General features: G+C 72.6%; 14 protein-coding genes. 7 read left to right on the forward strand and 7 right to left on the reverse strand.

The genetic code is table 11. The features are described 5' to 3' along the window. Window positions 1–203 precede the first annotated feature (203 nt). Entirely contained in the window at window positions 204–677 is a 474-nt protein-coding gene (locus ACFYMO_RS24970; RefSeq protein ID WP_366773673.1) for a hypothetical protein, read from the forward strand. 86 nt (window positions 678–763) lie between these two features. Here ACFYMO_RS24970 and ppc read toward each other — a convergent pair whose 3' ends face one another. Next, window positions 764–3,514, reverse strand: a complete 2,751-nt coding sequence (ppc, locus tag ACFYMO_RS24975) for a phosphoenolpyruvate carboxylase (protein ID WP_366773674.1) — start codon at window positions 3,512–3,514, stop codon at window positions 764–766. A gap of 408 nt (window positions 3,515–3,922) precedes the next feature. On the opposite strand from ppc, the gene ACFYMO_RS24980 reads away from it, so the two are divergent. The 3 genes from ACFYMO_RS24980 to ACFYMO_RS24990 all read left to right on the forward strand — a co-directional run bounded on the left by ACFYMO_RS24980 (window position 3,923) and on the right by ACFYMO_RS24990 (window position 6,642). Continuing rightward, window positions 3,923–5,068: an acyl-CoA desaturase gene (locus tag ACFYMO_RS24980; protein WP_388549039.1), complete on the forward strand. Its 1,146-nt coding sequence runs from the start codon at window positions 3,923–3,925 to the stop codon at window positions 5,066–5,068. Window positions 5,069–5,141: 73 nt separating this feature from the next. After that, window positions 5,142–5,807 carry a TetR family transcriptional regulator gene (locus ACFYMO_RS24985; RefSeq protein ID WP_019355465.1) on the forward strand — a complete coding sequence of 222 codons (666 nt, stop codon included), beginning with the start codon at window positions 5,142–5,144 and terminating at the stop codon, window positions 5,805–5,807. Window positions 5,808–6,012: 205 nt separating this feature from the next. After that, a complete protein-coding gene (locus ACFYMO_RS24990; protein ID WP_366773600.1) occupies window positions 6,013–6,642 on the forward strand; it encodes a GNAT family protein in 630 nt (209 codons plus the stop codon). Between the two features lie 16 nt (window positions 6,643–6,658). Here the strand turns inward: ACFYMO_RS24990 and ACFYMO_RS24995 are convergent, their stop codons facing one another. Next, the gene (locus ACFYMO_RS24995; protein WP_366773601.1) at window positions 6,659–7,462 is read right to left on the reverse strand and encodes a trans-aconitate 2-methyltransferase; all 804 of its coding nucleotides are present in this window, start codon (window positions 7,460–7,462) and stop codon (window positions 6,659–6,661) included. A 71-nt stretch (window positions 7,463–7,533) separates the two neighbouring features. On the opposite strand from ACFYMO_RS24995, the gene ACFYMO_RS25000 reads away from it, so the two are divergent. Continuing rightward, a complete protein-coding gene (locus tag ACFYMO_RS25000) occupies window positions 7,534–8,031 on the forward strand; it encodes a MarR family transcriptional regulator (RefSeq protein WP_366773602.1) in 498 nt (165 codons plus the stop codon). A 56-nt stretch (window positions 8,032–8,087) separates the two neighbouring features. Then, entirely contained in the window at window positions 8,088–8,849 is a 762-nt protein-coding gene (locus ACFYMO_RS25005) for an SDR family NAD(P)-dependent oxidoreductase (RefSeq protein WP_366773603.1), read from the forward strand. Between the two features lie 96 nt (window positions 8,850–8,945). Here ACFYMO_RS25005 and ACFYMO_RS25010 read toward each other — a convergent pair whose 3' ends face one another. From ACFYMO_RS25010 to galT, 5 genes are all read right to left on the reverse strand, one after another. Continuing rightward, window positions 8,946–9,368, reverse strand: a complete 423-nt coding sequence (locus ACFYMO_RS25010) for a PPOX class F420-dependent oxidoreductase (protein WP_366773604.1) — start codon at window positions 9,366–9,368, stop codon at window positions 8,946–8,948. A gap of 127 nt (window positions 9,369–9,495) precedes the next feature. Further along, on the reverse strand, window positions 9,496–10,407 hold the full coding sequence (locus ACFYMO_RS25015) for a LuxR C-terminal-related transcriptional regulator (protein ID WP_366773605.1): 912 nt from the start codon (window positions 10,405–10,407) through the stop codon (window positions 9,496–9,498). A gap of 336 nt (window positions 10,408–10,743) precedes the next feature. Then, window positions 10,744–11,910, reverse strand: a complete 1,167-nt coding sequence (gene galK / locus ACFYMO_RS25020; RefSeq protein WP_366773606.1) for a galactokinase — start codon at window positions 11,908–11,910, stop codon at window positions 10,744–10,746. Then, the gene (gene galE, locus ACFYMO_RS25025; RefSeq protein WP_366773607.1) at window positions 11,907–12,905 is read right to left on the reverse strand and encodes a UDP-glucose 4-epimerase GalE; all 999 of its coding nucleotides are present in this window, start codon (window positions 12,903–12,905) and stop codon (window positions 11,907–11,909) included. Before galE ends, galK begins: the two co-directional genes overlap by 4 nt. Window positions 12,906–12,998: 93 nt before the next feature. Beyond that, window positions 12,999–14,111: a galactose-1-phosphate uridylyltransferase gene (gene galT / locus ACFYMO_RS25030; RefSeq protein ID WP_366773608.1), complete on the reverse strand. Its 1,113-nt coding sequence runs from the start codon at window positions 14,109–14,111 to the stop codon at window positions 12,999–13,001. A gap of 259 nt (window positions 14,112–14,370) precedes the next feature. On the opposite strand from galT, the gene ACFYMO_RS25035 reads away from it, so the two are divergent. Continuing rightward, a complete protein-coding gene (locus ACFYMO_RS25035; RefSeq protein ID WP_366773609.1) occupies window positions 14,371–16,041 on the forward strand; it encodes a sodium:solute symporter family protein in 1,671 nt (556 codons plus the stop codon). Window positions 16,042–16,048 lie beyond the last annotated feature (7 nt).

The following is a 16,048-nucleotide window of genomic DNA, read 5'->3' on the forward strand; positions in this document are numbered from 1 at the left end:
GGACGAGGAGCGCGCCCCGGTGCGGAATATGACGTTCCGAAAGGCCCACAAGGGCGGACAAGCCGACCGGCGCCGGTTGACCGGCCACCGACACGTGGCCAAGGATCTCGGCCATGTCTTCCAGACCCGCCCGGGCACCTGCCCGGACCTCTGCCCGGACGTCCGCCCGGAGTTCCGCACGGACCAAGAGCAGGCGCGGCCGGATGCGGCGGCTCGGCGAGAGCGCCTTCGGCATGCTGCTGCTGGTGCGCGCCGGGTTGCTGGCGCTGGTCGCACTGATACTGGTGGTCGCCGGGGTGTGGACGTCGTGGGACACCGCGTCCACCGCCATGGCGGGGGACGAACGCGGCACCGTCACCGTCCGGTCGTGCGAGGACGACGAGTGCTCCGGGACGTTCCGGAACGAGAAGAAGTCGCGGCCCGAGCAGGTGACCGTCTCCGAGTTCGTCTCGGGAGGCAAGGGTCAGACGCTGGAGGTGGCCGTGCAGCCCGGTACGGACCATGTCATCCGGACCGGTCCCGCCGGAGTGCTGTACGCCTGGGTCCCGCTGGGCGGCGCGCTGCTGCTGGCCTCGCTGGTGATCGCCGGCGGCCTGCGGATGCGCAGGACCGCGCTGACCGCCGGAGCCTGCGGGGCGCTGATCATGGGCGGGGCCTGGGCGCTGCTCACCTTCTGAGGGAGCGGCACCCGGGCCCCGGCCAGTAGGGCCGGGCCAGTCGGCCCGGCCACCCGGGCTCCGGGCCCGGGGTCGTGCGCGGGCGGTCAGCCCGTGTTGCGCAGGCCCGCGGCGACGCCGTTGACGGTGAGCAGCAGTGCGCGGCTCAGGTTCTCGTCCGGCTCCTTGCCCTCGGCCGTGGCCTGCCGCTGGCGGTGCAGCAGGGCGACCTGGAGGTAGGAGATCGGGTCGAGGTAGGCGTCGCGGATCTTCAGCGTCTGCTGGAGGACCGGGTTGGCCTCCAGCAGCTCGCTCTCGCCTGTTATGCGCAGCACTTCCTCCACCGTGCGGGCGTGTTCGGCCTCGATGGTCGCGAACACGTGTCGCAGCTCCTGCGGGACGAGCGTCTCGATGTAGTGGCGGGCGATCCGCAGATCGGTCTTGGCCAGCGTCATCTCGACGTTGGCCAGGAAGTTGCGGAAGAAGTGCCAGTGCGTGTGGGCTTCCTCCAGCACGCTGTCGAGTCCGGCCTCGCGGGCGGCCTTCAGGCCGGTGCCGACGCCGAACCAGCCGGGCACGATCTGCCGCGACTGGGTCCAGCCGAACACCCACGGGATGGCGCGCAGTCCGTCCAGACCCGCGCCGGTGTCGGGGCGACGGGAGGGGCGGGAGCCCAGGTGGAGTTCGGCGAGCTGGTCGACGGGGGTGGAGGCGAAGAAGTACGCGGGCAGGTCCGGGTCCTCCACCAGGTCGCGGTAGGCCCGGTGCGCCGCGTCGGAGACGGTGTCCATCGCCGCGTCCCAGCGGGCGAGGGCCTCGTCGGACTGGCGGGGCGCGGTGTGCAGGGCCGAGGCCTGGAGGGTGGCGGAGACGGTCAGCTCCAGGTTCTCCCGTGCGAGGGAGGGCACCAGGTACTTGTCGGAGATGACCTCGCCCTGCTCGGTGACCTTGATCTCGCCCTCCAGGGTGCCCCAGGGCTGGGCGAGGATCGCGTCGTGGGTGGGGCCGCCGCCTCGGCCGACGGTGCCGCCGCGGCCGTGGAAGAGCCGCAGCCGTACGCCGTGCCGGTGCGCCACGTCGCGCAGCCGGCGCTGGGCGCGGTGGATCTCCCACTGGCTGGTGGTGATGCCGCCGAACTTGGAGGAGTCGCTGTAGCCCAGCATGACCTCCTGGAGGTCGCCGCGCAGCGAGACCAGCTTGCGGTAGGAGGGGTCCGAGAGCATCGCGTCGAGCAGTTCGTCGGCGATCTTCAGCTCGTCGGTGGTCTCCAGCAGCGGCACGATGCCGATCTCGGCCCAGCCGGCGTGCAGGTCGATCAGTCCGGCCTCGCGGGCGAGGACGGCGGCGGCGAACACGTCGTCGGCGCCCTGGCACATGGAGATGATGTACGACTCGACGACCTCGGGGCCGAAGGTCTCCAGCGCCTTGCGCACGGTCTCGAAGACGCCGAGGGTCTTGGCGCCGGCCGCGTCCAGCGGTGCGGGGCTGGGGGAGAGCGGGCGGCGCGAGCGCAGCTCCTTGGCCAGCAGCCGCTGCCGGTAGTCGCGCGGCATGTCCGCGTAGCGCCAGGACTCCTCGCCGAGCCGGTCGAAGAGCTGTCCGAGTGCGTGGTGGTGCGCCTCGGCGTGCTCGCGCACGTCCATCGTGGCCAGTTGGAGGCCGAAGGCGGCCATGGTGCGCATGGCGCGCTCCAGCCGGCCGTCGGCGACCAGGCCGCCGCGGTGCTCGCGCAGCGAGTCCTGGAGGAGGACGAGGTCGTCCAGCAGCTCTCCGGTACCCAGGTAGTCCCAGCCCTCGGTGTGCGGGAGCTTCTCGGCCAGCCGGGTGCGGGTGTTGAGCAGCTTCTGCCGGATGCAGGTGGCCTTGAGCCGGTAGGGCTCCTCCGCGTTGAGCCGCTTGTAGCGGGGGCTGATCTCCGGCAGCCGCGCGAGGTCTCCTTCGAGCGAGTCCAGCAGCGGCTGGGTGGCACCGCAGTTGCGGATGGAGTTGGAGAGGGCGCCGCGCAGCTCGTCCACGTGTGCGAGCGCGTCGCTGATGCCGTGCTCGTGCTGGAGCAGCAGCACGTCCCAGGTGACCTGCGGCGTCACGTTGGGGTTGCCGTCGCGGTCGCCGCCGATCCAGGTGCCGAAGGTCAGCGGGCGGGTGCCGGGCGGCAGCGGTGCGCCGGCGCGCTCCAGCTCGGCCGCCAGGTCCTCCAGCACATCGCCGACGGCGCCGCGGTGCAGCTCGTCCAGGTAGTAGATGGCGTTGCGCGCCTCGTCCGCGGGCTCGGGGCGGGCGACGCGCAGCTCGTCGGTCTGCCAGACCAGGTCGACGTTCTCGGCCAGCCGCAGATCGGTGCGGCGGCGCTCGGCCCCGCCCAGCTCCCCGTCCGACTCCTCCAGCAGCTCGGCGATCTTGCGCAGCTTGGTCAGCACCGAGCGGCGGGCCGCCTCGGTGGGGTGCGCGGTGAAGACGGGGCGCACGGAGAGGTGACGCGCGGTGTTCGCCAGGTGTGCGGGGTCGGCGTCCTTGAGCATGTCGGCGGTGCGGGCGAGCATCCCGCCGTCCCCGGCCCGGCGCTGGCGCAGCTCGCGGCCGCGGTGCACCTGCTCGGTGACGTTGGCGAGGTGGAAGTAGGTGGAGAAGGCGCGCACCAGCTTGGTGGCGGTCTCCAGGTCGGTCTCGCCCAGCAGCTCGGCGGCTTCCTCGCCGTTGCTCCGGGTGAGGGCGCGTACCCGCTCGACGAGGTCGAGGAGTTCCGCGCCCTCCTGGCGGACGAGGGTCTCGCCCAGCAGGTCGCCCAGCCTGCGGATATCGGCCCGCAGTGCGGAGGTGGACTCGGCTGCCTCGACGCTCTCGGTGCTGTCCAGGCTCACCGCGCCGGCCGGGCCGTCGGCGGTGTCGGCGCTGTGGCCGTCCGGGGTCTCCGCGCCGGAGGGCTCCCTCGCGGAGCCGTTCCCCGCCGTCCCGGGGTCACCCGATCCGGGCGCGTTCCGGGACGGCTCGGGGGTTCGCTGGTTGCTGTCGGCGCTGCTCACAGGTGCGGCTCCCTTGCAGGGTTGCTTCCCTTGCGGGGTTGCTTCGGGCAGGTGGCGGACCGCGCTGTCCGACGGGACCAGGATAGGTCGGCCGCCGAGCGGCACAGCACTGCCGTCCGAGGGATGGGCGCAGCGGCGCGTCGCGCCCCGGCGTGCACCCCCTTGTCCCGTGACTTACGGCTGCCATACTTACGACGCCGTAGGTTACGGAACCGTAGCCAAGCCGAGGTCCAATGAGGGACATCTATGACGACAAGCCCGGACGTGCTCGACAGTTCGCCACAGCCCGCCCCCGCCGACTCGCCGGAGGCCGCAGCGGCCTCCCCCGCCACCGGACCGCAGGCAGGCGGCGCCGCTTCCGCGCCGCTGTCCGCGACGCTGGGCGGCGAGAAGCGGCGCTCGGCCGAACAGATCGCACTGCTGCTGTTCATCACCGTTCCGTTCATCGGGCTGGTGGCCGCGGTGCCGCTGGCCTGGGGATGGGGGGTGAGCTGGCTGGATCTGGGGCTGCTGGTCGCGATGTACTTCATCGGCTGCCACGGCATCACCATCGGCTTCCACCGCTACTTCACGCACGGTTCGTTCAAGGCGAAGCGGCCGCTGCGGATCGCGCTCGCCGTGATGGGTTCGCTCGCCGTCGAGGGCCCGCTGGTGCGCTGGGTCGCCGACCACCGCAAGCACCACAAGTTCTCCGACGCCGAGGGTGACCCGCATTCGCCGTGGCGGTACGGGGAGACGATCCCCGCGCTGATGAAGGGCCTGTGGTGGGCGCACGTCGCATGGATGTTCGACGAAGAGCAGACGTCTCAGCAGAAGTACGCGCCCGACCTGGTCAAGGACCCCGCGCTGCGCGCCGTCTCCCGGCAGTTCGTGCTGTGGACGGCCGTCTCGCTGCTGATCCCGCCGGTGATCGGCGGACTGGCCACCTGGTCGTGGCAGGGCGCGGTGACCGCGTTCTTCTGGGGCTCGCTGGTGCGCGTCGCGCTGCTGCACCACGTCACGTGGTCGATCAACTCCATCTGCCACGCGGTGGGCAAGCGCCCCTTCAAGTCCCGGGACCGGTCCGGCAACGTGTGGTGGCTCGCCGTGCTCTCCTGCGGCGAGTCCTGGCACAATCTGCACCACGCCGATCCCACCTGCGCCCGGCACGGCGTCGAGCGCGGACAGATCGACTCCAGCGCCCGCATCATCGGCTGGTTCGAGAAGGCCGGCTGGGCGTACGACGTGCGCTGGCCGAAGCGCGACCGGCTGGACGCCAAGCGCGGCGACGACGGCCCGCGCCGCCGGAAGCCGGAGCAGAGCGCCCCGCAGGGCCCGGAGCAGGACCCGGCGCCGGAGGGCACCCCCGGCGCGGACTCCCGCCGTCCGGAGCAGCCGGCCAGGGCGGCATGATGCTGTGCTGACCCAGGGGCCACGTCAGGCCCATGGGGCCCCAGCCAGCCAGCCGACAGGGAAGGCCCCTCCCGTGCCGACCGACGAGACGACGCCGCCGTCCAGCGGCAGCCCCAAGAAGCGCGCCCGCCGCCGGATGACCGGCAAGGAGCGCCGCGAGCAGTTGCTGGACATCGGCCGCACCCTCTTCGCCGATCGCGGCTTCGAGGGCACGTCCGTCGAGGAGATCGCGCACAAGGCCGGGGTGTCCAAGCCGGTGGTCTACGAGCACTTCGGCGGCAAGGAGGGGCTGTACGCGGTCGTCGTCGACCGGGAGATGCGGCGCCTGCTGGACATGGTGACCGGGGCGCTCACCGGGGGCCATCCCCGCGAACTGCTCGAGCAGGCCGCGTTCGCACTGCTGGACTACATCGAGCAGTACACCGACGGCTTCCGCATCCTGGTGCGGGACTCGCCGCTCCCCCAGTCCACCGGCACCTTCGCCTCCCTGATCTCCGACATCGCCACCCAGGTCGAGGACATCCTCGGCCGCGAGTTCAAGAACCGCGGCTTCGACGCCAAGCTCTCCCCGCTCTACGCCCAGGCCCTCGTCGGCATGGTGGCCCTGACGGGGCAGTGGTGGCTCAACGTCCGCAAACCGAAGAAGGCCGAGGTGGCGGCGCACCTGGTCAATCTCGCCTGGCACGGCCTCGACGGCCTGGAGCAGAAGCCCCGCCTGATAGGCCACCGCCGGTCCTGACCTCCGGCAGGCGCGGGCGGCCGGTGCCGGGCCCGGCAGCGGCCGTGCCGAGGGGGCCGCACCGGGCGTGCACCGAGCCGCCCCGCGGGGAAGCCGCTCCGGCACGGAGAGCCGCTCGGAAATCCGTTCGGCCGCGGCGGAAAATGTGCAAAGCTCCCTCCGCGGTGTGCCCAGAGGGGCGCACACGGGAACGTGGAGGACGGCGATGTTCGGAATACCGCTGGATGACGACGGCACCGTGCTGGGCCCGCTCGAACCGTGGCAGACCGAGGAGTTCCTGGCCCACATCGAGCGCGGGCGGGAGTTCATCGGCCGGCACGTCGGGCTGGCGGACGCCAACCGGGACCTGGAGTCGGCTCGCGCCTTCCTCACGGCGTACGCGCAGAAGGCCGCCACCGACACCGGGCGGATCCTCGGCATCCGAACGGCCGGGGGCACGCTGGTCGGCGGGGTGCTCTTCCGCACGATGGACGTGGCGCAGGGCACCGCTGAGGCGGGCTGCTGGCTGGAGCCGGCCGCGGTGGGCCGCGGACTGGTGACCCGCGCCGTGCGGGTCCTGATCGACTGGGCGGTCGAGGAGCGCGGCATCCACCGCGTGGAGTGGCAGGTGCCCTCGGCGAACGAGCCCAGCATCGCGGTGGCCCGGCGCCTGGGCATGACGAAGGAGGGCGTGCTGCGGGAGATGTTCCGGTACCGCGGCGAGCGGACCGACATCGAGGTCTGGTCGGTCCTGGCCCCGGAGTGGCGGGCCGCCCGGGCCGCCGGGCGGCCGGCCGGGTCCGACCACCGCGGCACCGGCCCGGAACCGGTGGTCACGGCCCCCGTCGGCGCTTGACGGAGCCGCGTCCCCGTCAGCGCTTGACGGCGACCACGAAGACGCGGCGGAAGGGGAACGCCGTGGTCCCGTCGGCGGCGCGCGGATACGCCTGGCGGAGCGCCGCCGCGTACTCGGCGAGGAAGTCGTCCCGTGCGGCGGGGTCGTCGGCCAGCGCGGCCAGCACGGGGCGGAGGGCGGTGCCCTTGGTCCATTCGAGCACCGGGTCGGTGCCGGTCAGCCGGTGCAGGTAGGTGGTCTCCCAGGCGTCGACGGCGCAGCCGCGGGGGCCGAGCGGGGCGAGGAGGTCCGCGTACCGGGCCGGGGTGAGCACCGAGCCGGAGCGGGTCCGTGCACCGATCCGGTCGCGCCAGCGTGCGGAGTCGCGCAGCGCGCTCAGCAGGGTGTGGCTGGGCGCGTCGAAGTTGCCGGGCACCTGGAAGGCCAGGGTGCCGCCGGGGGGCAGGGCCGCGAGCCAGTCGGGGAACGCGTGCCGGTGTCCCGGCACCCACTGGAGCGCCGCGTTAGAGAAGAGCAGCCCGAAGTGTTCGGCGGGGTCGGGGCGCCAGTGGGCGAGGTCGGCGGAGGCGAAGTCGAGGTGGCCGGGGCGGGTGTGCCGGTCGGCCTCCCGTAGCATCTCGGGGGCGTTGTCGTACCCGGTGATGTGCGCCTCGGGCCAGCGTTCGGCCAGCGGGAGGCTGGGGCCGCCGGGGCCGCAGCCGAGATCGGCGATTCTGACGTGTGGCTGCCCCGGCAACCGCTCGGGTACCTGTGCCAGGAGATCGCGGACGGGGCGCAGCCGCGGCCCGGCGTGCCGGAGATACTGCTCGGGGTCCCACATGGCAGCAGGGTGCCCCGGCTATCTCTTGACGTCAAGAGACTTCACGTCGACACAACCTCTACACTGATCCCATGGAGGACGAGGTCGACCGTTTGGTGGCAGCTTGGCGCCGGGAGCGCCCTGACCTCGACGTTGAGCCGCTCGAGGTGCTCAGCCGGGTCAGCAGACTGGCCCGGCACCTGGATCGCGCCCGGCGCATCGCCTTCTCCGAGCACGGCCTGGAGCCGTGGGAGTTCGACGTGCTGACCGCGCTGCGCCGTGCGGGCACCCCCTACCAGCTCTCCCCCGGTCAACTGCTCACCCAGACCCTGGTCACTTCGGGCACGATGACCAACCGCATCGACCGCCTCGCCAAGAAGGGGCTCGTCGAACGGCTGCCCGACCCCAGTGACCGGCGCGGCGTCCTGGTCCGGCTCACCGCCGAAGGGCAGGAGCGGGCCGACAGCGCCCTGGCCGGACTGCTCGACCAGGAGCGCGCCATCCTCGTCGAGCTCTCCCCCCTGCAGCGCGGCGAACTCGCGGCGCTGCTGCGGCAGCTGACGGCCCCGTTCGACAACATCCCCGGCTGAGCGCACTCCCCCGAGCGCCCTACCCCGGCGGGTACCCGGCCCGTACGATCACGCGCATGGCCATGGGCGCGCGGTTCGAGGGACGTACGGTCGTCATCTCCGGAGGCGGCCGCGGCATCGGTGCCGCGACGGCACACCGGCTGTCCGACGAGGGAGCGGCGGTGGTCCTCCTCGACAAGGAGGAGGCCGGGGCGCACCGCACCGCACGGGAGATCACAGCCTCCGGCGGGCGGGCCGCGTTCGTCCTCGGAGACGTCACGGACGAACCGGCCTGGCAGCGCGCCGTGGAGACGGCGCACGCGGGCTTCGGCCCGGTGGACGGGCTCGTGTGCAACGCGTCGCTGCTGCACGAGGGCGCCGCCGACCGGATCTCCGTCCCGGTGTGGGAGGCCCAGCTCGGGGTGAACCTGACCGGAGCCTTCCTCGGGGTGCGCGCCTGCCTCCCGGACCTGCGCGGCCAGGCCGGCGCGGTGGTGCTGACCTCCTCCGTGCAGGCCCTCGCCGGACTGCCCGGACGCCCCGCGTACGCCGCTGCCAAGGCGGGGCTGACCGGACTCGGCCGCCAGCTCGCCGCGGAGTTCGGCCCCCGGGTACGGGTCAACTCCGTGCTGCCCGGCCCGGTCATGACGCCCGCCTGGGACGGGGTCGAGGAGCAGGACCGGCGGCAGGCCGCCGGGGAGACGGTGCTCGGCCGGCACGGACGCCCCGACGAGGTGGCCGCCGCCATCGCCTTCCTGCTCTCGGCGGACGCGTCCTTCGTGACCGGCGCCGAACTGGTGGTGGACGGCGGCTGGAGCGCCGCCAGGAACGCGGAATGAGCGGCGCGGCGGCCGCCGCGCCACCGCTCGGCGACCCCGGCACCGGGGCCGGAGCACGCGCCCCCGTAGTCGCCCTTGCGCGCCGTCCGCGGCCCCTCAGTCGGCGACGCCCGCGAAGGCGACGGCCCGCTCGACGCGGGCCCGCACCAGATACTCGCCCGGGACGGCGTTGCGCCTGCCGTACTCGTCCGCGCGGTCGGCGCCCATGTAGCGGCTGCCGAGCCGGGTGGCCCAGGAGCGCATCAGTTCGAGGTCGTCGAGGAACTCGGCCGCCACACACTCCAGCATCACGAAGCTGTACGGCGGCTCCTGGTCGTCCACGCAGAGCGAGAAGCGGGGGTCCCGGCGCAGGGAGCGGTACTTGAGCGAGGCGCTGTCCACCGTGAACAGCAGCCGGCCCGCGTCGTCCAGCAGAAACCACACCGGGGTGACATGCGGGCGGCCGTCCTTGCGGGTGGTCGCCAGCTTGCCGGTGCGGGTGCCGGTCAGGACGAAGTCCCGCCACTGGGCCTCGGTCATCCGCTGCATTCTTCCGTCCTCCACAGCCGTCCGTCGGTCTCGGGTGAGCGGACGTCAGCCTAGGACGGGGCACCGACAGCGGCCCGCCGCTCGCACATCCGGCGGGGCGAGGCGGCGCATGGCCGGGTCAGCGCGCCCCCGCCGGCTCCAGTTCGGCCGGGCCCACCCCGGCGCGCCGGGCCAGGGCCACCGCCTGCAGCGTGGAGTGGACGCCCAGCTTGCCCAGGACATTCTGCATATGGGTGCGGACCGTGTGCGGCGAGAGATACAGCCGCTCGGCGACGGCCTTCCGGCCCAGGCCGGCCACCATGCACCGCAGCACCTCCCGCTCGCGCGGGGTCAACGACTCCACGAGGCGTTCGCTCTCGGTGCGGTGCTTGCGGCTGGCCGTCAACTCCCGGAGGACACCGGTGAGGAGGGCCGGCGGCAGGTGGGTCTCGTCCTTGAGGACGCCCCGGATCACCTGCAGGAGCCGGGAGAGAGAGCAGTCCTTGGCCACCCAGCCGCCCGCGCCCGCCTGGAGCGCCGCGGCGGCGTGCCGGGGGTCGTCGCGCTCGGCCAGGACGACGGTGCGCACCGCCGGGTAGTCGGTCCGGACGCGCGCCACCAGGGGTAACCCGCCCACGGTGGCCGCCGGGGACGGCGGGTCCGCGGCGCCACCGGAACCGCCGGGGGCGCCACCCGGGGCCGGCGGAGCTTCGTCCTGGGCACCGAGCGGGGTGCCGGAGGCGGGCTTCTCGCCGTTGGTCCGCGCCGTACCCGGCCCGAGCGGACCGGCCTGGGCCGGGATCGGGACCGGAGCGGGCAGCGCGCCGTTCCCGGGCTGCGCCGATCCGTTCAGCGGTGCGCCGAGATCGGCGTCCACGAGCAGGATGTCGAACCGGCGGCCCTCGGCGGCGCCGCGCTCCAGATGGCGCAGCGCGGCCGGTCCGCTGCCCGCCGCGCCGACTTCGACGTCCTGTTCGGCCGCGAGCGCGGCGGCCAAGGACTCGGCGAAAATGCGGTGGTCGTCGACCACCAGCACGCGAATACGTTGCATGGAACCCCCTGGCAGTGCGGGCACGGCGCCCATGCGCGGGAAAACGCGCCATCGACACGGCCGCCGCCGTGTTCGCTGTCTACCCCGCCCCCGGACGTCGTACCCGGCTGACTCGCCCCCTGATCAGCACCGGCCCCCACCGGTGCTGTGCACAACGTTCAGAGTACGGGCGAGCTGTGACAACGGAAGGCAATTGACAAAAGTCGTTGTACTCGCGTCCCCCTGGGGGCGCGCCAGGGCGCGTGGGGAGCGCATCCGTGCGGCCGTGCCGCACACACGGATCCGGCCCGCAGGTCCGCCGGGCGCGGCGGCTTCCGGCCGGGGAGGACGGCCGTCTCACAGCCGGCGCGCGCCCGCGCTCGGCACCGCCTCGAACAAGTGCGGCACCGCATGGCCGGCCGCCTCGAACGCGGCGGTCACGGCCTCCTCGACGGCGCCGGCTCGGGAGTCCTCGACCAGGACGATCGCCGAGCCGCCGAAGCCGCCGCCGGTCATCCGGGCGCCGAGCGCCCCGGCCGCGAGCGCGCTGTCCACCACCAGGTCCAGTTCCTCGCAGGAGACCCGGAAGTCGTCCCGCAGGGAGGCGTGTCCGGCGGTCAGCACCGGGCCCGCCGCACGCGGGTCGCCCTGCTCCAGCAGCGCGACCACCTCCTCGACCCGCCGGTTCTCGGTGACGACGTGCCGGACGCAGGAGCGCACCCCGGGGTCGGGCAGCCGGGCGAGCGCGGCGCCGAGCTCCCCGTGCGGGATGTCGCGCAGTGCCCGTACGCCGAGGGCCGCCGCGCCCGCCTCGCAGGCCCGGCGGCGTTCCGCGTAGGCGCCGTCGGCCAGGGTGTGCTTGACCCGGGTGTCGACGACGAGCAGCCGCAGCCCCTCGGCGGCGAGGCCGAAGGGTATCTGCCGCCAGTGCTGTCCGCGGGTGTCCAGGTGCAGCACATGGCCCTCGGTGCAGCAGGCGGAGGCCGTCTGGTCCATGATCCCGCAGGGCATGCCCACGAAGTCGTTCTCGGCTCGCTGGCACAGCCGCGCCAGTTGCGGCCGGGACAGCTCCAGCCCGTACAGCTCGCTCAGCGCGAGCCCGGTGACCACCTCCAGGGCCGCCGACGAGGAGAGCCCGGCGCCGGTCGGCACGGTGCTGGTCAGGTGCACGTCGGCGCCGCCGGCCGGCAGCCCCGCCTCCCGCAGTGCCCAGGCCACGCCGGCCGGGTAGGCGGCCCAGCCGCCGTCGGCGCCGGGCTTCAACTCGTCCAGCCGGAGCCGGTGGGCGGCGCCGGGCACATCGGCCGAGTGCAGCCGCAGTACGCCGTCGTCGCGCCGGGCGGCGGCCGCGTGCACGGTGTGCGGGAGGGCGAGCGGCAGCACGAAGCCGTCGTTGTAGTCCGTGTGTTCGCCGATGAGATTGACCCGGCCCGGCGCCGCCCAGGCGCCCTCGGGTGCGGTGCCGTAGATCTCCCGGAACCCGTCCCGCACGTCCCGGGTGTGCTGCCCGGTGTCACCGCTCACGCCGTGGCCTCCGGGGCGCGCTCCCGCTCGGTGTGCCGTGCGAACCGCCAGGCGTCGGACACGATCTCCGCCAGTCCGGCGCGCCGGGGCTGCCAGCCCAGTTCCCGGTGGGCCCGCTCGGCGGAGGCGACCAGCACGGCGGGGTCGCCGCCGCGACGCGGCGCGACCTGCTCGGTCACCTCGTGCCCGGTGACCTTGCGGACGGTCTGGACGACCTCGCGGACGGAGAAGCCGCTGCCGTTGCCGAGGTTGCAGACCAGGTGCTCGCCCGGGGCGGCCCGGTCGAGGGCCAGCAGATGCGCGTCGGCGAGGTCGGCGACGTGGATGTAGTCGCGCACGCAGGTGCCGTCGGGGGTGGGGTAGTCGTCGCCGTACACCGAGATCGCCGGGCGGCGCCCCTGCGCGACCTGGAGCACCAGCGGGATCAGATGCGACTCGGGGTCGTGGCGTTCGCCGTAGGCGGTGCCGTCGGCGGCGAAGTAGGCGCCGGCGACGTTGAAGTAGCGCAGCGAGACCGCGGCCAGTCCGTGTGCCCGGCACTCGCCGGCGATCATGTGGTCGACGGCCAGCTTGGAGGCGCCGTAGGGGCTGGTGGGTGCCGCGGGGTCGGTCTCGGTGATCGGGGTGCGCTGGGGTTCGCCGTAGACGGCGGCGGTGGAGGAGAAGACGAGGGTGCGCACGCCCGCCGTGCGCATGGCGGCCAGCAGTTCGACGGTGCCGCCGACGTTGTTGCGCCAGTACTTCTCGGGCTGCTCGACCGACTCGCCCACCCGGGAGTGCGCGGCGAAGTGCAGGACGCCGTCGTAGGAGGGGTCCAGCACCCGGGCCGCGTCGCCCAGGCCGCCCCGGGCGAACTCGGCGCCGCCGGGGACGGCCCGCGCGAAGCCGGTGTCGAGGTCGTCCAGGACGGTGACGGTGTGCCCCGCCTCCAGCAGGTGGGCCGCCACGACGCTGCCCACATATCCGGCCCCGCCGGTCACCAGGTATTTAGCCATTGCGCCTGTCCTTTGCTCGGGTCGCTTCCGTGCGCACGCGGGCGCCGGGTGCGCCGGGTGCACCGCACACGAAACCACCTGTTGCTGTGCGCTTCACGACGCCACCTCGCGGAGCCGTTCGGCCGCTGCCTCCGGCGGCACGTCGTTGATGAACACGTCCATCCCGGACTCGGAGCCGGCGAGGAACTTGAGCTTCCCCGGGGCCCGGCGGATGGTGAACAGCTCCAGGTGGAGGGCGAACTCCTCGCGACCCGCGAGGCCCGCGTCCGGGTCGGTGCCGAACGGCGCCTGGTGCCAGGCGGCGATGTAGGGGGTGCGGGCCGCGGTTTCGCCGAAGAGGCGGTCGAAACGGCGCAGCAGTTCCAGGTAGATCCCGGGGAACTCGGCGCGGGCCGGCTCGCTCAGTCCGAGCAGGTCGGGCACCCGGGAGGTGGGGTGCAGGTGCACCTCGTAGGGCCAGCGGGCGGCGTGCGGGACGAAGGCGATCCAGTGCTCGCCCTCCAGGACGATCCGCTCCCCGGCGGCGCGTTCGGCGGCGACCAGCCTCTCGAAGAGGTTGCCGCCGGGGACCGCGGCGTGTTCGGCCAGGGAGCGCAGCATCCGGGCGGTCCGCGGGGTGGTGAACGGGTAGCCGTAGATCTGGCCGTGCGGGTGGGAGAGGGTCACCCCGATCTCCTCTCCGCGGTTCTCGAAGCAGTACACCTGCTCGACGCCGGGCACGTGGGACAGCTCGGCGGTGCGGTCGGTCCACACGTCCAGGACGAGGCGGGCCTGCTCCTCGTCCAGGTCGGCGAAGGAGGCGTGGTGGTCGGAGGTGAAGCTGACGACCTCGCAGCGGCCGGCGCCGGGCATCCGCCGGAAGATCCCGGCGGGGCCGTCGGTCCGCTGCGGGCCGGGCGCCCCGTGGAAGGAGGGGAAGCGGTTCTCGAAGACGGCGACGTCGTAGTCGGACTCCGGGATCTCGCTCATCCGCCCGTCGCGGGAGGGGCACAGCGGGCACTCGTCGGCCGGGGGGTGGTAGGTGCGGGCGTTGCGGTGCGCGGTGACGCCCACCCATTCGTCCAGCAGCGGATCGTGCCGGGCCTGCGCGTGCGCTTCCATGGCGGGCATCGGGCGCCGGTCGGCGGCGGTGCGGACGGCGTCGTCGTGGAGGTCGTAGTAAACGATCTCGCGGCCGTCGGCCAGACGGCCTGAGGTCTTCTTCACCGGGTGGCTCCTCGTTCCTGGACCTCAAACATAATCACACACAAGGAACCACGAGCCAACAGAGTCTTCAACAGCGGCCGATACCGGTTCCCCGCCCCTCAATGGCCGGGAACAGGGCGGACGAAACAGGACAAAGCATCAACGTCAACCGTCGACATTCATCACAATCAAACAAACTCCCGCAACAAGACCTTTCAAAAACTGAAACCTCGGCGGTACGTTCACGTGCGTTCCGATCGCGCAATGAAGCGAGTGACCCATGTTGCACTTGGCCGAAGGGCTACGGCTCCCCACCAACGGACTCGACTACACACTCCTCGGCATCTACTTCGCCGTCGTGCTCGGGATCGGCTTCGCCGCCCGGCGCAGTGTGAAGACCAGTCTCGACTTCTTCCTCTCCGGCCGGTCGCTCCCCGCGTGGATCACCGGCCTCGCCTTCGTGGCGGCCAACCTCGGCGCCACCGAGATCCTCGGCATGGCCGCCAACGGCGCCCAGTACGGCGTCTACACCGTGCACTGGTACTGGATCGGCGCCATCCCGGCCATGGTCTTCCTCGGCCTGGTGATGATGCCGTTCTACTACGGCTCCAAGGTCCGCTCGGTGCCCGAGTTCCTGCTGCACCGGTTCGGCCCCTCCTCGCACCTGCTCAGCTCGATCATCTTCGCCGTCTCCTCGGTGCTGATCGCGGGCGTGAACCTCTACGCGCTCGCCCTCGTGCTCAAGGCGCTGCTGGGCTGGGAGCTGTGGATCTCCATCGTGGTGGCGGGCTTCTTCGTGCTCGCCTACATCACGCTCGGCGGCCTCTCCTCGGCGATCTACACCGAGGTGCTGCAGTTCTTCGTCATCCTCGCCGCGCTGATCCCGCTCACCGTCGTGGGTCTCAAGCGGGTCGGCGGCTGGGGCGGCATCAGCGACACCCTCTCCGGCGAGAAGGGCGGCGCCTTCATGACCGCCTGGGACGGCACCGGGATCGGCTCCGCCAACCCGCTGGGCGCCAACTGGCTGACCATCGTGCTGGGCCTGGGCTTCGTGATGAGCTTCGGCTACTGGACGACCAACTTCGCCGAGGTGCAGCGCGCACTGTCCGCCAAGAACCTCTCGGCCGCCAAGCGCACCCCGCTGATCGCCGCCTTCCCCAAGATCTTCATCCCGGCGGTCGTGGTCATACCCGGCCTGATCGCGCTCGTGATGGAGCCGACCCTGGGCAAGCACGAGGACGGGCTGCAGTACAACGACGCCATCCCGGTGCTGATGCGCGACCTGCTGCCCAACGGTGTGCTGGGCATCGCGGTCACCGGTCTGCTGGCGGCGTTCATGGCCGGCATGGCGGCCAACATCTCCTCCTTCAACACCGTCTTCACCAACGACATCTGGGCCGCGTACCTGAAGAAGGACCAGCCGGACGAGTACTACGTCAGGACCGCCCGCCGGGTCACCGTCGTCGGCGTGCTGATCGGCATGGGGACCGCGTTCATCGCCTCCTCGTTCAGCAACATCATGAACTACCTGCAGACGCTGTTCTCCTTCTTCAACGTGCCGCTGTTCGTCGTGTTCATCATCGGCATGTTCTGGAAGAAGACCACGCCGGCCGCCGGATTCTGGGGCCTGCTGAGCGGCACCGCCGGCGCGATGGTGAACTACTTCTGGTTCTACAAGCACGGCGTCATCGACATCCCCAGCGACCAGGGCGCGAACTTCGTCTCCTCGATCGTCGCCTTCGTGCTGGGCGCCGCGGTGATGGTGGTCGTCACGCTGTTCACCCGGTCCAAGCCCGTCGAGGAGCTCGCGGGGCTGGTGTACGGCACCCGGTCGCCCGGCGCGGAGGAGCCGCCCGGCGAGGGCGACGACGCCTGGTACCGCCGGCCCGCGCTGCTGGGCTGGGGCGCGGTGATCCTCGCGGCCCTCTGCTACATCCCCTTCTCCTTCTGAGCCCCGA

The organism is Streptomyces sp. NPDC007025, assembly GCF_042869455.1.
Lineage (GTDB): Bacteria > Actinomycetota > Actinomycetes > Streptomycetales > Streptomycetaceae > Streptomyces.

Coding starts and splice junctions, on each gene's coding strand:
- ACFYMO_RS24970 (WP_366773673.1), top strand. CDS start 204: ATGCGGCGGCTCGGCGAGAGCGCCTTCGGCATGCTGCTGCTGGTGCGC.
- ACFYMO_RS24980 (WP_388549039.1), top strand. CDS start 3,923: ATGACGACAAGCCCGGACGTGCTCGACAGTTCGCCACAGCCCGCCCCC.
- ACFYMO_RS24990 (WP_366773600.1), top strand. CDS start 6,013: ATGTTCGGAATACCGCTGGATGACGACGGCACCGTGCTGGGCCCGCTC.
- ACFYMO_RS24995 (WP_366773601.1), bottom strand. CDS start 7,462: ATGTGGGACCCCGAGCAGTATCTCCGGCACGCCGGGCCGCGGCTGCGC.
- ACFYMO_RS25000 (WP_366773602.1), top strand. CDS start 7,534: ATGGAGGACGAGGTCGACCGTTTGGTGGCAGCTTGGCGCCGGGAGCGC.
- ACFYMO_RS25005 (WP_366773603.1), top strand. CDS start 8,088: ATGGCCATGGGCGCGCGGTTCGAGGGACGTACGGTCGTCATCTCCGGA.
- ACFYMO_RS25010 (WP_366773604.1), bottom strand. CDS start 9,368: ATGACCGAGGCCCAGTGGCGGGACTTCGTCCTGACCGGCACCCGCACC.
- ACFYMO_RS25015 (WP_366773605.1), bottom strand. CDS start 10,407: ATGCAACGTATTCGCGTGCTGGTGGTCGACGACCACCGCATTTTCGCC.
- galE (WP_366773607.1), bottom strand. CDS start 12,905: ATGGCTAAATACCTGGTGACCGGCGGGGCCGGATATGTGGGCAGCGTC.
- ACFYMO_RS25035 (WP_366773609.1), top strand. CDS start 14,371: ATGTTGCACTTGGCCGAAGGGCTACGGCTCCCCACCAACGGACTCGAC.